This window comes from Acidaminococcus sp. HCP3S3_G9_1, from assembly GCF_052122455.1.
In the GTDB taxonomy this organism is placed as follows: Bacteria; Bacillota; Negativicutes; order Acidaminococcales; family Acidaminococcaceae; genus Acidaminococcus.
Map to the genome: position 1 here is coordinate 1 of NZ_JBQKCH010000009.1, position 13,591 is coordinate 13,591.

The 13,591-nt window shown below is 54.7% G+C and carries 14 protein-coding genes, 1 tRNA gene and 1 rRNA gene; 10 read left to right on the forward strand and 6 right to left on the reverse strand.

The genetic code is table 11. The features are described 5' to 3' along the window. A 5S ribosomal RNA gene (rrf, locus tag ACTQY1_RS06705) occupies positions 1-110 on the forward strand; the annotation flags it as partial. A gap of 100 nt (positions 111-210) precedes the next feature. Here the strand turns inward: rrf and ACTQY1_RS06710 are convergent. Beyond that, positions 211-1,158: a LysR substrate-binding domain-containing protein gene (locus tag ACTQY1_RS06710; RefSeq protein WP_441373928.1), complete on the reverse strand. Its 948-nt coding sequence runs from the start codon at positions 1,156-1,158 to the stop codon at positions 211-213. A 155-nt stretch (positions 1,159-1,313) separates the two neighbouring features. Between ACTQY1_RS06710 and ACTQY1_RS06715 the strand changes: the two genes are divergently transcribed. The 4 genes from ACTQY1_RS06715 (at position 1,314) to ACTQY1_RS06730 (ending at position 3,211) form a co-directional block, all read left to right on the forward strand. Beyond that, entirely contained in the window at positions 1,314-1,493 is a 180-nt protein-coding gene (locus ACTQY1_RS06715) for a hypothetical protein (RefSeq protein WP_317424995.1), read from the forward strand. Between the two features lie 78 nt (positions 1,494-1,571). Next, the gene (locus ACTQY1_RS06720; protein WP_441373929.1) at positions 1,572-1,979 is read left to right on the forward strand and encodes a VanZ family protein; all 408 of its coding nucleotides are present in this window, start codon (positions 1,572-1,574) and stop codon (positions 1,977-1,979) included. A 23-nt stretch (positions 1,980-2,002) separates the two neighbouring features. Further along, entirely contained in the window at positions 2,003-2,272 is a 270-nt protein-coding gene (locus tag ACTQY1_RS06725; protein ID WP_022487435.1) for a hypothetical protein, read from the forward strand. A 108-nt stretch (positions 2,273-2,380) separates the two neighbouring features. Next, complete coding sequence (locus ACTQY1_RS06730) at positions 2,381-3,211, forward strand: MetQ/NlpA family ABC transporter substrate-binding protein (protein WP_279127354.1); 831 nt, start codon at positions 2,381-2,383, stop codon at positions 3,209-3,211. 90 nt (positions 3,212-3,301) lie between these two features. On the opposite strand, the gene ACTQY1_RS06735 is transcribed toward ACTQY1_RS06730, so the two are convergent. Beyond that, positions 3,302-3,387: transfer RNA gene (locus ACTQY1_RS06735), tRNA-Leu, on the reverse strand. A 71-nt stretch (positions 3,388-3,458) separates the two neighbouring features. After that, a complete protein-coding gene (locus ACTQY1_RS06740; RefSeq protein ID WP_441373930.1) occupies positions 3,459-4,277 on the reverse strand; it encodes a hypothetical protein in 819 nt (272 codons plus the stop codon). A 223-nt stretch (positions 4,278-4,500) separates the two neighbouring features. Here ACTQY1_RS06740 and ACTQY1_RS06745 point away from each other — a divergent pair, with 223 nt between their 5' ends. Both ACTQY1_RS06745 and rbr read left to right on the forward strand, forming a co-directional pair. After that, entirely contained in the window at positions 4,501-5,682 is a 1,182-nt protein-coding gene (locus ACTQY1_RS06745; protein WP_441373931.1) for a copper amine oxidase, read from the forward strand. Positions 5,683-5,810: 128 nt separating this feature from the next. Next, positions 5,811-6,353, forward strand: coding sequence for a rubrerythrin (rbr, locus tag ACTQY1_RS06750; RefSeq protein ID WP_022487429.1), 543 nt, complete (start codon positions 5,811-5,813; stop codon positions 6,351-6,353). A gap of 41 nt (positions 6,354-6,394) precedes the next feature. On the opposite strand, the gene bioB is transcribed toward rbr, so the two are convergent. Beyond that, positions 6,395-7,375: a biotin synthase BioB gene (gene bioB, locus ACTQY1_RS06755; protein WP_229778500.1), complete on the reverse strand. Its 981-nt coding sequence runs from the start codon at positions 7,373-7,375 to the stop codon at positions 6,395-6,397. A 103-nt stretch (positions 7,376-7,478) separates the two neighbouring features. Between bioB and ACTQY1_RS06760 the strand changes: the two genes are divergently transcribed. Next, positions 7,479-7,754: a hypothetical protein gene (locus ACTQY1_RS06760; RefSeq protein ID WP_022487427.1), complete on the forward strand. Its 276-nt coding sequence runs from the start codon at positions 7,479-7,481 to the stop codon at positions 7,752-7,754. Positions 7,755-7,789: 35 nt separating this feature from the next. On the opposite strand, the gene ACTQY1_RS06765 is transcribed toward ACTQY1_RS06760, so the two are convergent. Beyond that, entirely contained in the window at positions 7,790-8,275 is a 486-nt protein-coding gene (locus ACTQY1_RS06765; protein WP_022487426.1) for a QueT transporter family protein, read from the reverse strand. Further along, positions 8,272-10,179: an NAD(+) synthase gene (gene nadE, locus ACTQY1_RS06770; RefSeq protein ID WP_022487425.1), complete on the reverse strand. Its 1,908-nt coding sequence runs from the start codon at positions 10,177-10,179 to the stop codon at positions 8,272-8,274. The genes ACTQY1_RS06765 and nadE overlap by 4 nt, the downstream gene beginning before the upstream one ends. 198 nt (positions 10,180-10,377) lie before the next feature. On the opposite strand from nadE, the gene thrC reads away from it, so the two are divergent. Continuing rightward, complete coding sequence (gene thrC / locus ACTQY1_RS06775; RefSeq protein ID WP_441369054.1) at positions 10,378-11,880, forward strand: threonine synthase; 1,503 nt, start codon at positions 10,378-10,380, stop codon at positions 11,878-11,880. Between the two features lie 195 nt (positions 11,881-12,075). Beyond that, a complete protein-coding gene (locus tag ACTQY1_RS06780; RefSeq protein ID WP_022487422.1) occupies positions 12,076-13,590 on the forward strand; it encodes a 4Fe-4S dicluster domain-containing protein in 1,515 nt (504 codons plus the stop codon). Position 13,591 lies beyond the last annotated feature (1 nt).

Genomic DNA, 13,591 nt, shown 5'->3' on the forward strand with positions numbered 1-13,591 from the left:
GCGATAGCTAAGGGGATCCACCTGTTCCCATGCCGAACACAGCAGTTAAGCCCTTATACGCCGAAAGTACTCGACTGGAAACGGTCCGGGAGGATAGGGAGCTGCCGGTTAAGAAAAAAGGCCTGCATCGAAAGATGCAGGCCTTTTTGTCGCGGGTCGCGACCCGTGACCCACGGCCCACGACTGGGGTTGTGAATATTTCACAACCCCTTATCCATTCTGGATTTTTTTCATATATTCCAGCAGTTTGTTGGTGAAATCTTCCAGGTATCTGGGCCTTACCTGGGCTTTCAGCCGGAGGATGCTGGAGCGCATGGTGTGGGTCTCACCGGCTATGTAGAAGGCCAGCAGGGGGTCTTCCTGATCCTTCTGGATTTCCCGGATCAGAGGATAAGCCAGCACATCATTGCAGAAGGTGGATGTATGGCCCAGCCGGCACAGCTGGATCTGGGTACTGATGTCGCTGATGGAGATGGGCTGGGGGCAGTCCAGATGATTTTCCCGAAGGCAGCTCTGGACCAGTTCCAGCAGGGTGCTGTGTTCCCGATTGCCGATCAGGGGAAAAGGCTTGAATTCCTGAAGGGAGATGGTATTTCCTGTTTCCCAGTTTTCCGGGGAGAAGGTACCCAGATAATACTGGCGGAAAAAGGAACGGGTGCCCACTACCATCAGTTTCTCTTTGCCGATCAGCTTCTCTTCCAGGAAGGGATCAGAAGGTGCATCCAGCCCCAACACCAGATCCAGCTGATGGCTTTTCATCAGTTGGATATGTTGGACTGTATCCCCCAGGGTGATGGAAATGTGGACTTGTGGATAAGTTCCGTGGAATGTTTCCAGAAAACGGGGCAGCAGGAGACGGGCCCGGGAGGTACTGATCCCCAGGCGGATCTCCCCGATTTCTCCCGCCTCGATTTCCTGGATCCGATGGCCCAGGCTTTCTTCCAGGTGCTGGATCTGCCGGAGGGTGCTGACCATGGCTTTTCCTGATTCCGTCAGCTGGAGATGCCTGCCCCGGAGGAACAGTTTCGTATGGAGCTGTTTTTCCAGTTTGCTGATATGCTCGCTGAGACACTGCTGGGTTACAAAGGCCCGTTTGGCTGCCTTGGTAAAATTCATCTCTTCTGCCGCCAGCAGAAACATTTTTTGCGCCAGTTCCATGGGACCGCCTCCTTTTCCTGTATTATACTACAATCGCCAGCTTGTAATAACACTGAAATCTATTTGTTTTTCTTTGTATAAGTTTCGTCGTATACTGTAGTTACAAAGAGAAAACAAATCAATCTGCAGGAAAACAAGGGAAGGGAGAGATCCGTATGGAAAAGAAAGTTTTTACGATGTGGGAAATGAATCTGGGCTTCCGTCCCAAGGATTTCCAGAGCGTATGGGGAGCCGTAATCCGGAAGAACAGTCCGAAGCAGTCCTGCCCCAAGGTAAAGGCAGCCAGACAAGGGCGTGGGCCTGTGGATTTTGAATCCAGTGCCTGGTCGGTATAAAAGAAAAAGAAGAGGAGCCGTTGCCTATGGGACGGCTCCTTTTATGTTATAATAATCCCTCATACAGGAGGTGAAGATATGGGCCGTCGGGTGCTTTGGGTTTTGCTGGTGGTGCTGCTGGGGTTCATCTGGGGGCACTCTCTCCAGAATGGGACAGCTTCCCAGGCCGAGAGCCAGTCGATGCTCCATCTGGCCCTGGCCCGGTGGGGCAGTCTGCCGGGGATGGGGTATCTGAATTTCTACACCATCCGGAAACTGGCCCATCTGACGGAATTCACTGCCCTGGGCATGGTGCTGACCGGCCTTACAGGACGGAGCCTTCCGGCGCTGCTTCTGGGAGCTGCGGCAGGGGCCGTGGACGAATGCCTCCAGCTGTTCAGCCCGGGCCGCAGTGCCCAGGTGTCGGATGTGCTGCTGGATACCCTGGGAGTGTTTGTGGGTATCCTGGCAGTACAGCTGCTGTGCCGGCTGTGGGAAGAGAAATAATAAGGAAACCGAAGGAGAATGATATGACAAGACTGGAACAGCTGAGCCGGGAACTGGTGGATGTGGTGGTGAACCTGGGGTATCCGGCGGAACTGGGAGAACTGATGGCCCAGAACCTGGGGACGGAGAGCACCGTGGAACGGATGACCCAGTACCTGATCCACGTCCAGCCCCCTACGGCAGAAGAAATGGTGGACGAAATGCTGGCCATCTGTGAGGAACGGGATAAATGGGTCCAGAAGAAAAAGAATGAGTATTACAACCGGAAAGTGAACGAATGGATCAATCGGTGAGAGGGGGCTGTTGCATAGGCAACAGCCCCTTGACATCTCTCCCTTTTCCGACTATGATATACACATTAATTACTAGTAAAACAATATGAATTAAAAGGGAGCGATGAGATGTTGGGAAAAGGTAAGATCCGTTTGTTTTTGACGGGATTGGTTGCGGCAGCCCTTTTGGCGGCCGGATGCGGAGGCAGCGGTGCCGACAAGAAAAGCGCCGACAGCGGCAAGCCCATCAAGATCGGGGCTACGGCCGGGCCTCATGCGGATGTGGTCCATGCGGTGGCGGAAGAAGCCAAGAAGCAGGGGCTGAACGTGGAAGTGGTGGAATTCTCCGATTACATCACTCCGGACAAAGCCCTGGCAGAAGGGGACCTGGATCTGAACAGCTATCAGCATGCGCCCTTCCTGGCCAACTTCAACAAGCAGAACGGTACCAAGCTGGTGCCCATCGGGAACACCATCCTGATGCGGATGGGCATCTACAGTGACAAGATCCATGATCTGAAAGATGTGCCGGACGGCGCCACGGTGGCTATCCCCAACGATCCCACCAACGGAGGACGGGGCCTGGCACTCCTGGAAAAAGCCGGCCTGATCAAACTGAAGGAAGGGGTCGGTTTCAAGGCTACCGTAAACGATGTGGTGGACAACCCCAAGAACCTGAAGTTCAAGGAACTGGAAGCGGCCCAGCTGCCCCGGAGCCTGGCAGATGTGGACCTGGCAGTAATCACCATGAACTATGTGATGAGCTCCGGTATGGACGTGAAGAAACAGGGGCTGTTCTGGGAAAAGGATGATGAACCTCTGGCCGTGATGGTACTGGCAGCCCGGGAAAAGGACAAGGACAAGGCGGAATACAAAAAAATCGCCGAAATCTTCCATTCCGAAGCGGTGAAGAAGTTCATCGAAGAAAAATTCAAAGGGACGATTGTACCAGCGAAATGAAAACAGGGGGTGCTGCAAATGCAGCACCCCCTGTTCGCGACCCAAAAAGAGGCTGTTGCATTTGCAACAGCCTCTTTATCATTTCAATAATGGTGCCGAAGGCCGGACTCGAACCGGCACGCTTTTAGGGCGCTTGATTTTGAGTCAAGTGCGTCTGCCAATTCCGCCACTTCGGCAAGCGTGATGGGTATCACAATAAAATTATTTTAGCATGGGGTTGGAACCATTGTCAAGAGAAAAAAGGACTTTACTTTCCCTGGTCCGTGTCCACCAGGGTTTCAGCTCCCAGACGGACGGGGCCACCGATGGTGAGAGAAATGATTTCTCCGTCTTTCCAGTCGGCCTCAATATCGATCCGGCCTCCTGGTTCCTGGAGGGTGGCGGCCAGGGACCGTTTCTGACGATGGGCCAGGGCGGCAGCCACAGCAGCAGATCCGCTGCCGCAGCTTTTTTCGTGGTACAAGGTACCGGTAGCGGATACATAGACAATGGGGATCACTTTCAAGGTGCTGATTTCCACCAGCATCAGCCCATAGGCTTCCGGTTCCGTTCCCCGGGAAATTTCCCGCTGGAGAGAATAGAACAGCTGGTCCTGGTCCACTTCGTCCACATTCAGGGTAAAATACACATAATGGGTGATCCCGGGCAGGACCACTTCCTGGCATTCCACACTTTCCCGTTCATAAGAAAGACGAATCTTCCCAATGGACAAAGGGGGCGGCAGCTGAACTGTGGCATCGTAGAGATTTTCCCGGATCTTTTTGGCAGAAACCGGGAGGGAAGTGGGACAGCCGCTGCAGGTGACCTGATATTCTCCTTCTTTCTTCCCCTGGTAGAAGAGGGCACAGGCACCGGCAGAACGGGTGGCATTTCCGCAGAATTCCCCACCCATCATCTCCACCTGGGGCTGGTCTTCCTTAAAGGAAAGACACCCTACCTGCTCCACAGAAGGGTCAAGGGCCAGCAGCTGCCGGTTCAGTTCTTTACGGTTTTCCTGAGGGACCGGATCCAGCACATACAAGGTTATGTTGCCGCTGGGATCGGCCTGAATGGTACGGACTTTCATAGCAACTTCCTTTCTTGGAAAAGAACCATTTATACAACGAATTCTTAAAATACTCTCATAATTAAATCCTATATTTTATATTATAGCGATTTGCCCTGTATTATACAAGGGAAAAAGCGGACTTTTGAGTAATTTCTGAAAACAACAAGGCGGGAGGTTTTTGTGTTAGAATAAGGAATGTGTTTTTTGCCAATCTACTTTAATGATACAGGAGGTTTCATTGTTGCATTACCGTAAATCTTTATGGAGTTGGCTCTGTGCCGGACTGTCCCTGCTGCTTCCCCTGGGAGCCCAGGCTTCGGTCCAGGATCTGGCCTGGCAGGATGGGGTGCCGGCCTATGAGGAAGTAAAAGGGACCATTACCCATGACGGTCCCAAACTGATTTTTTCCGACAGCCCGGAAATGGTGGGAAAAATCGGGATCATGTACCGGGATACGGTGGAGGGGCCGGTGCGGCTTTTCTTTCATCATGTAAACGACACCCGTACGGACAAACGGCTGGCGGTGCTGCTCCGGCGGACTACCTTGCGGCCCAGCCTGGTTAACTTGGGGAAGAACGGAATCTCCCGTCCCAATGAGGACTGGCTGGAAGCCGGGAAGGAAGCCCAGGAACGGTATTACAGTTCCACCCCCAACGGCCGGAAATTCTTCCTCAGCGGGCCCCGGGATATCCTGAACAACGGGAAGGGGTACATTCTCCATCCTCAGGAACTGGTCACCGGGATTGTGGATCTGAATTTTGAAAGACCGGTGGAAGTTTCCTTTATCATGATGCCGGTGGATGCGGATCCAAGGGTATCTGCGGAAGTCTATTCCATCCTGCCCCCTGATGAAGGAGGCCATGTGCTCCGGGGTACTTTTGAAGGGGCCAATGTCCATGTGACCCTGCAGGATGCTTTTGATACGGAAAAGGGAACCATCTGGGGCCTGGAACTGGCAGACGACAACAAGGATCCCTATGTACGGGGCATCGATGTGACCCGGAATGAACCGGTGGTCAACTATGGGAACTACGGGGTCATGTACGACGTGAATTTCCGGACCCGGGGCAAGAATGATGCTCAGCTCCGGTTCAATCCCTATGGGGGCGCCTATGCTGGGTTTGGAGTACTTACCGCTCAGGGGGAAACTGCCCGGTACATCCGGATCCCGGATAACCGGCTGTCCTTTGGCTGGGACCATGACGGGGAAACCATGAAACTGGGGACGGTACCGGCAGGGAAAAGCGCTTCCTTCTACTTCTCTCCCCCCGGTTCTTCCAATCTTCCGGTGAGGATTTTCTGGGAAGGGAAGCATGATTCTCAGGTACAGAAGAAATCCGGACGGGTGCGGACGGCAGAACAGATCCTGGCAGAACGGTTGGCCCGGAAGGAACAGAACAAAACACAGACTAAAAGAAAATAATTATTAAAAACCCTTGACTATTTTCTAGGTTTGTTGTACTATATGGGTGTCAGGAAATGACAATGAAAAAAAGGGTACAAGACAGTTCCCCGGAAGGGGGAACAACAGAAAAAAAGGAGGATTTGACAATGGCTGAATTGAAAGGTTCTCAGACTGAAAAAAACTTATGGACTGCGTTTGCAGGTGAATCCCAGGCTTACAATAAATACGGGTATTATGCCAGTGTAGCAAAGAAGGAAGGGTACGAACGGGTAGCCAAGAACTTCCTGGAAACTTCCGGCAACGAAAAGGAACATGCCAAGATCTGGTTCAAGGCTCTCCATGGTGGCTCCATCCCTGATACGGTGGAAAACCTGAAGGATGCAGCAGCCGGCGAAAACTACGAATGGACTGAAATGTACAAGGAATTCGCAGAAACCGCTGAAAAAGAAGGCTTCAAGGATCTGGCTTACAAGTTCAAAGCCGTGGGCGCCATTGAAAAGCACCATGAAGAACGGTACAGAGCTCTGCTGAAGAAAGTGGAAGATGGCACCATGTTCCAGCGCAGCGAAAAGACCGTGTGGATCTGCTCCAACTGCGGCCATATCGTGGAAGCGGAAAAAGCACCGGAAGTATGCCCGGTCTGCGCTCATCCCAAATCCTATTTCATGGTTAACTGTGAATGCTTCTGAGCCTGAAAAAAGCCCCCGCGAAGGGGGCTTTTTTTTTATGCTCAGTGATTGGTCAGGCCAAGCTCTTTCAGCATTTCCATATCGTCTTTGATGGTGGTGCCGCTGGTGGTGAGCATGTTGCCGGTAATGGAAGCGGAGGCTCCGGCCAGGAGGGCAGTGGCTCCGTTTTTGGGCAGCAGCTTCCGGCCGGCAGCCAGACGGATATTGGCGGTGGGGTTGATGAACCGGAAGATGGCAATGGTCCGGAGGATGTCTTCTGCAGGCAGGGGCTTCCGGCCTTCCATACCGGTGCCGGGAATGGCCATCAGGGCGTTGATGGGAATGGATTCGATCCCCAGGCTCTGGAGGGTAAAGGCCATGTCCAGCCGGTCCTGCCAGGTTTCGCCCATGCCGATGATGCCGCCGGAGCATACGCACATGCCTTCCGCCTGGGCAGCTTTGATGGTGCGGATCCGGTCGTCAAAGGTGTGGCTGGTGCAGATCTGGGGGAAGTACCGCCGGGAGGTTTCGATGTTGTGGTGGTAACTGGTGACCCCGGCTTCCCGGAGACGGCGGAACTGTTCCCGGCTGATGATGCCGTGGGAGGCACACAGGTCGATGGTTAGGTCTTTTTTCATGGCTTTGTAGATATCCAGGGCCTTTTCAAAATCCTTCCCGGTAAGAGCCCGTCCGGAAGTGACCATGGCGAACCGGTTGGCACCGGCATCCTGGTCGGCTTTGGCGGTTTTCATCACTTCTTCTTTGGACAGGAACCCGTATTCTTCACAGCCTGTATGGTGGCAGGCGGCCTGGGCACAGTATTTGCAGTTTTCCCCGCAGCGGCCGCTCCGGGCGTTGATGATGGTGCAGAAATCCACATGGTTGCCGCAGAAGTGCTTCTGGAGCCGTCCGGCTTCCTGCTGGAGTTCGGCCAGGTCCTGGGTCAGAAGGTCCTGGACTTCCGGGTCTTCCGGTTTCAGCCGGTACCCGTCCATGATCCGGTCGGTCAGTTCGCGCAGTGCTTCTATCTTCAATGATCTCATCCCTTCTGGTATAATATGCTTATCATTATAAAGAATGAGAATTTTGCGGTCAACTTTTTTAAATAAGAGGTTAACGCAAAATAAAAACAAAGGAGGAAGAATCATGGAACTGCTGTTTATCTATATGGACGGGTGCCCTTACTGCAAACTGGCCGGGGAGGTACTGGAAGGTCTGTATGCCAGCCATCCGGAATACAAAAAGATCCCCCTGGTGAAGGTGAACGAAAACCGGGAACCGGAAAAACTGAAGGGCCGGAAGTACTACTACGTGCCCACTTTCTTCTATGGAGAAGAAAAAATCTACGAGGCCCAGCCGGGAGATGGCCGGGAAAAGATGGAAAAGATTTTGGGAGATTTTTTCAAAAAGGCTGTCGATTGATGAAAATGAGGTGCTGCCCAGGCAGCACCTCATTTTCATTCCATCAATATTTTCCTGCATGTTTCATTTTTCAGGATCATTTTCAGCAGCAGAGTTCCCAGGACGGTGACGCTGAGGAATTCTCCTGCACCGATGTAGATCATGGCGGCCCCCAGGGACAGATCCGGGGGCAGGGCGGCCAGCACGTCCAGCTCTGCCCCGATTACCACTCCGTTGCTGATCACCGGGCACAGGGAAGCCAGCAGGGGACTTTTCAGCCTGTGCATGGGCCAGATCCCCAGGAAGGTGGCCAGGGTTCCCAGGACCATGTCCGGCAGGCCGAAGGGACTCCCCAGGTTGGCCAGGAAGCAGCCGGCGGTGAGCCCGGGGATCCATTTCCTACTGCAGAAGGCCAGCAGGGTGAGACATTCGGATACCCGCACCTGGACAGGCCCATAGCTGAAAGGGGCCAGGCCCAGGGTCAGGGCTGCATAGATGGCGGCCAGGAGGGCATTCCGCAGGAGCCAGACCGGAGGGTTCACTGGTCTTCTCCCAGGGCACGGGCCTTCAGTTCCCGGTATTTCCGGGAACTGAAGGGCTTCAGCTGGGACTCCCGGTGGTCATAGCCATAGGCCCGTTTGGAAATGGCCAGGATGGGGGGAGCCTGGATCCGCTTGGCCACAGCCAGACCGCAGAACAGTTTCCACCACCGTTCCAGGTCGGCAATAAAGGACCGGGCATCCGGGAACAGCTCCGCCACCAGTCCCTTTTCACAGCCCAGGTGTTCTTCCAGGGTGCCTTCCAGGTACCAGGTCAGCAGTTCTTCCGGAGAGGTCTTGGTCCAGCTTTCCACAAAGGCCTGGAGCAGGTAATCGTGGTAGGGATACACCAGAGGGTCCCCGCCGTTGCCTACGGTCTGGGCAGCGGACAGTTCCGCACTGGGTTTGATCCGGAAGATTTCTTCCGGGATCACTTCCCGCCGGAACACTTCCTCATTGAGGTACCGGCCCAGGGCATAGACCTGGTGTTTCCACAGGTCCCCGATGAGTGCCAGTACCCCGGCAATGTCCCCGTAGAAAGTGGCATAGCCCACGGTCATTTCCGCCTTGTTGGAGTTGCAGGAGAAACCGCCGCCGAACAGGGAAGCCAGACCGGCCAGTACCCGGGCGCCCCGGTCCCGGGCCTGGATGTTTTCCGCTGCAAAGGGGGTGACTTTCAGATGGAAGTCCTCCCCGGAGGTGTAATCGTGGATGGGCGTACTGTTGAACTGGAGGATGGTCTTTTCCACCACTTCCTGGATGGGGAGGATGGCGTAATTGGCCCCCAGGGCTTCCGCCATTTTCTGGGCCAGGCTCTTGGTCAGTTCCGAGTTGAACTGGCTGGGCATGTTCACCAGCAGCACGTTTTCCGGTCCCAAAATGTCCACGTAGAAAGCGGCGGTAACGGCAGAATCGATGCCCCCGGACACCCCGATGGTCATTTTCCGGATCCCCAGCTGGTCTAGGAACCGGGAAGCCCCGTACCGGAGGGACTGATAGATTTCCTGGGCGTCGGAAAGGGAGGGCTGGAGTCCCCGTTCCCCCTGGAGCTCCCCGGTGTCCGGGTTCCACCGGCTTATCAGCAGGTCTTCCTGGAAGGCAGGCGAATCGGTGATCATCCGGCCCCTGGCATCGTACATGCAGCTGCAGCCGTCGTAGGTGAACACGTCTTTCCCGTTGTTCTGGATCCCCACATTGTTGCAGTAAACCAGGGGAATGCCTCCCTGCCGGGACTGGCGGACGAACAGATCGTGGCGCTTCCGGTTCTTGTGGAAGGTATAGGGGGAACAGGACAGGTTGCAGAGGATCTGGGCTCCGTTCTTTTCCAGCAGTTCCGGCACATTATAATGGTAGTTTTCCGTCCAACCGTCTTCGCACAGGAGCACTCCCAGCTTCAGTTCCCGGCCCCGGATGGTGACGGCCACCGGCTTTACCAGGTCTTCCATGGTGACCTGGCCACCCAGTTCCGGCAGCAGTTTGGCGGTGCTGTGGAAGTACCGGCTGTCGTCGAATTCCCGGTAGTCAGGAAGGGAGGTTTTGCTGATGAAAGGATAAGGCAGTCCCCCCTGGAGCAGCTTTCCGTCCTGGGCCACAAAGGCGGCGTTGTATTTCCGCACCCGGCCGTCTTCGTTGACCTTGGCCGGATCGGCAGCGATGTTCCCGAAAATCACGCACAGGCCCTGGCTGGCGGCGATGATCTCTTTGCCCCAGGCTTCACAGTCCCGGATAAAGGCGCTCTGTTCCCACAGATCTCCCAGCAGATAGCCTGGAACCATCAGCTCCGGCAGGAGCAGGATGTCCACCTGATTTTCCCGGGCGCTGGCTATGGCCTGGAGGGCTTTCCGGGTGTTGGCTTCCGGATTGCCCGGTTCGATTTGGATTTGTGCACAAGCAATTTTTACGTCCATTTGTCTCTCGCTCCATAAATTGATATAATGAACAGAACTAAACTGCTTCCATTATAGCAAAAGGGGACCGGATAGGAAAGGCGGACCCTGGGGGAAGGCTGAAATGCGAACAAAGAAAATATTTGACTGGTAAATGTTGCGTATATACAGCTCTTATGCTATGATACGAGGTGCGATATGCAGAAAGTAGGGGGGACTATGTTATACATTAGTACAAGAGGGAAAACTGATATGGTGAGCTCCGCTCACGCCATTTCCAATGGCCTGGCTGCTGACGGGGGACTGTTCGTGCCCAAGGAATTTCCGCCCATCAGCATGGCGGAAATCGATGCCATGCGCGAAGCACCCTACAGTGCCCGGGCACTGACGGTGCTGGCCCGGTTCCTGACAGACTACAGTGAAGAGGAACTGAGACACTGTGTGGAAACGGCCTACAGCAAGGAACGGTTCGGGGATTTCCCGGCTCCGCTGCACCTGCTGAAAGACAACCTGGACGTACTGGAACTGTGGCATGGCCCTACTTGTGCGTTTAAAGACATGGCCCTGCAGATCCTGCCCCTGTTCCTGACCAAGGCGGTCCAGAAGACCGGGGAACAGAAGAAACTGGTGATCCTGGTGGCTACTTCCGGGGATACGGGGAAAGCGGCCATGGCCGGGTTTGCCGATGTGCCGGAAACGGAAGTCATCGTATTCTATCCCCAGGAAGGGGTCAGCGACATCCAGAAGCTCCAGATGGTGACCCAGAAAGGGGCCAATGTCCATGCGGTGGCGGTGGAAGGGAACTTCGATGACGCCCAGACCGGGGTAAAGATCCTGTTCGGCAGCCGGCCTCTGGCAGAAGAACTCCAGGCCCACGGCTGTGCCTTCTCTTCGGCCAACTCCATCAACTGGGGACGGCTGGTGCCCCAGATCGTGTACTATTTCAGCGCCTATGCGGATGCGGTGAACAGCGGCCGGATCGAAAACGGCGCACCGGTGAACTTCGCCGTGCCCACCGGGAATTTTGGGGACATCCTGGCCGGGTTCTATGCCAAACTGATGGGGCTGCCGGTGAACAAGTTCATCTGCGCCTCCAACAGCAACAATGTGCTGACAGACTTTATCAACACCGGGGTATACAACCGGAAGCGCCCCTTCCACAAGACCATTTCTCCTTCCATGGATATCCTGGTTTCCAGCAACCTGGAACGGCTGCTGTTTGAAGAAACCGGCCATGATGCGGCCCAGGTGGCGGAATGGATGAAGGAACTGAACGAAAAAGGCGAATACAAGATCAGTACTGAACTCCAGAACCAGATCCTGAAGGACTTCTTCGGCACCTGGGTGGACGAAGTGGAAACCCGGGAAACCATTGGGGATGTGTACAACAACTACGGCTATGTAATGGATCCTCATACGGCAGTGGCCTACAAGGCCATGGAAAAATACCGGCTGATGACCGGGGACGAAACCTACAGCATCGTCCTGAGCACCGCCAGCCCCTTCAAGTTCAATGATGTGGTCCTGGCTTCCATCGATCCGGATACCTACGAAGGGAAAAAGCTGGATCCCTTTGTGGCCATGGAAGACCTGAGCAAGGCGGCCAAGCTGCCCATCCCTGCCAGCATGCAGGAACTGCCCCATCTCCAGAAACGCCAGAGCGACGTGGTGGACAAGACCCAGATGGAAGGGGAAGTGAAGAAGCTGTTGGGGCTGGAATAAAGAATGACATAAAAGGGACCCGTCAGGGTCCTTTTTATTATACCTTTTATAAGGAAAAATCTATGGATAAGTGTAACTTTTGTGTCAGTTTGACTTAAAAAAGTACAGTTCCCGGCTTATTTTTTCTTGTAAAATATGATATGATAGAGGGCATGTAGAATGATCGAATTTCATTGATTCAAAGGGGAGCAAGAAATGGAAGTCACTGTTATTACGAATATCAGACGGAAAGTGCTGACCATGCTGTCGAAAATGGCCTATGACGGGAATCTGCCGGACCATGTGTATGATGTGCTGCAGATCGTCAACGAAAACACCCCCCGGACCCGGTGCTGTGTCCACAAGGAACGGGCGGTGCTGAAGGAACGGATCTGTGTGGCCCTGGGTGTGTACGAGGACATGAACATCATCGACGCCGCCAACAAGGCCACCACGGAACCGGTGGACCGGACCCAGCATGTAATTGCCGTGCTGCCGGAAGCCTGCTCTGCCTGCCCGGTGAACAAGTACATGATCACCGACGTGTGCCGCCGCTGTCTGACCCACCGGTGCATGAACGGTTGCCCCAAGAAGGCTATTTCCGTATACCAGGGCCGTGCCCATATCGACTATGACATGTGCATCGAATGCGGCAACTGCAAACGGGCCTGCCCCTACGGCGCTGTAGTGGAAATCGCCCGTCCCTGTGAAAATGCCTGCAAGGTCCATGCCCTCCATACCGGCAAGAACAAAAAAGCGGAAATCGACAAGAACATCTGCGTGGAATGCGGTGCCTGCCGGGGTGCCTGCCCCTTCGGCGCCATCGAGGAACGGAGCCATATCGTCCAATTGATTCAGGCCATCAAGAGCGGCAAGGAAGTGGTGGCTCTCCTGGCTCCTTCCTTTGTGGGCCAGTTTGGTTTGAAGGTACAGCCGGGGCAGATTGTGAAGGCCTGTCAGGAACTGGGCTTTGCTTCTGTGAAGGAAGTGGCCCTGGGTGCGGACATGACCACCATTTCCGAAGCGGAAGAATTCCTGGAAAAGGTGCCCACCGGCAAACAGAAAATCATGACCAGTTCCTGTTGCCCGGCCTTTGTGGCTACAGTAAAGCGCCATGCCCCGGGTTTGGCGGACTGCATTTCCGATGCGGTGTCTCCCATGGTGGCCCGGAGCAAGCTGGAAAAGTACGCCCATCCTGGTGCCCTCACCTGCTTCATCGGTCCCTGCATCGCCAAAAAGGTGGAAGCCCGGGAACATCCGGACGAAATCGACTTTGTGCTGACCTTCGAAGAACTGAAGTGCATGATGGACAGCCAGGGCATCGACCCGGCAGCCTGCGAAGTGGCTCCGTTCCATCCTGCTTCTTCCGCTGACGGGTGCAGCTTCCCTCAGGCGGCAGGGGTAAGCAACGCTGTGAAGGACTATATCCGGGACAACCATCCGGAAGTGGATGTGGAATCTCTGAAGACCCTGTACTGCAACGGGCTGGATGAATGTCTGGGGGCCCTGAAGGATGTGGAAGCCGGGAAACTGGATCTCCAGTATCTGGAAGGGATGGCCTGCCAGAAAGGCTGCCTCAACGGACCGGGGGCTCTGACGGAACCGGGCCTCACCCGGGTGCTGCTGAAACGGTTTGCAGGCACCACCCAGGCGGACAGTGCCGGGAAAATCGATAAAGCCATGGACGGCGTGAAGAACGTGGACATGGAACGGGTATATTTGCGCAAATAAA

Excerpts from the sequence above, each read along its gene's own strand:
- ACTQY1_RS06710 (WP_441373928.1), bottom strand. The coding sequence starts at position 1,158 with ATGGAACTGGCGCAAAAAATGTTTCTGCTGGCGGCAGAAGAGATGAAT.
- ACTQY1_RS06715 (WP_317424995.1), top strand. The coding sequence starts at position 1,314 with ATGGAAAAGAAAGTTTTTACGATGTGGGAAATGAATCTGGGCTTCCGT.
- ACTQY1_RS06720 (WP_441373929.1), top strand. The coding sequence starts at position 1,572 with ATGGGCCGTCGGGTGCTTTGGGTTTTGCTGGTGGTGCTGCTGGGGTTC.
- ACTQY1_RS06725 (WP_022487435.1), top strand. The coding sequence starts at position 2,003 with ATGACAAGACTGGAACAGCTGAGCCGGGAACTGGTGGATGTGGTGGTG.
- ACTQY1_RS06730 (WP_279127354.1), top strand. The coding sequence starts at position 2,381 with ATGTTGGGAAAAGGTAAGATCCGTTTGTTTTTGACGGGATTGGTTGCG.
- ACTQY1_RS06740 (WP_441373930.1), bottom strand. The coding sequence starts at position 4,277 with ATGAAAGTCCGTACCATTCAGGCCGATCCCAGCGGCAACATAACCTTG.
- rbr (WP_022487429.1), top strand. The coding sequence starts at position 5,811 with ATGGCTGAATTGAAAGGTTCTCAGACTGAAAAAAACTTATGGACTGCG.
- bioB (WP_229778500.1), bottom strand. The coding sequence starts at position 7,375 with ATGAGATCATTGAAGATAGAAGCACTGCGCGAACTGACCGACCGGATC.
- ACTQY1_RS06760 (WP_022487427.1), top strand. The coding sequence starts at position 7,479 with ATGGAACTGCTGTTTATCTATATGGACGGGTGCCCTTACTGCAAACTG.
- nadE (WP_022487425.1), bottom strand. The coding sequence starts at position 10,179 with ATGGACGTAAAAATTGCTTGTGCACAAATCCAAATCGAACCGGGCAAT.
- thrC (WP_441369054.1), top strand. The coding sequence starts at position 10,378 with ATGTTATACATTAGTACAAGAGGGAAAACTGATATGGTGAGCTCCGCT.
- ACTQY1_RS06780 (WP_022487422.1), top strand. The coding sequence starts at position 12,076 with ATGGAAGTCACTGTTATTACGAATATCAGACGGAAAGTGCTGACCATG.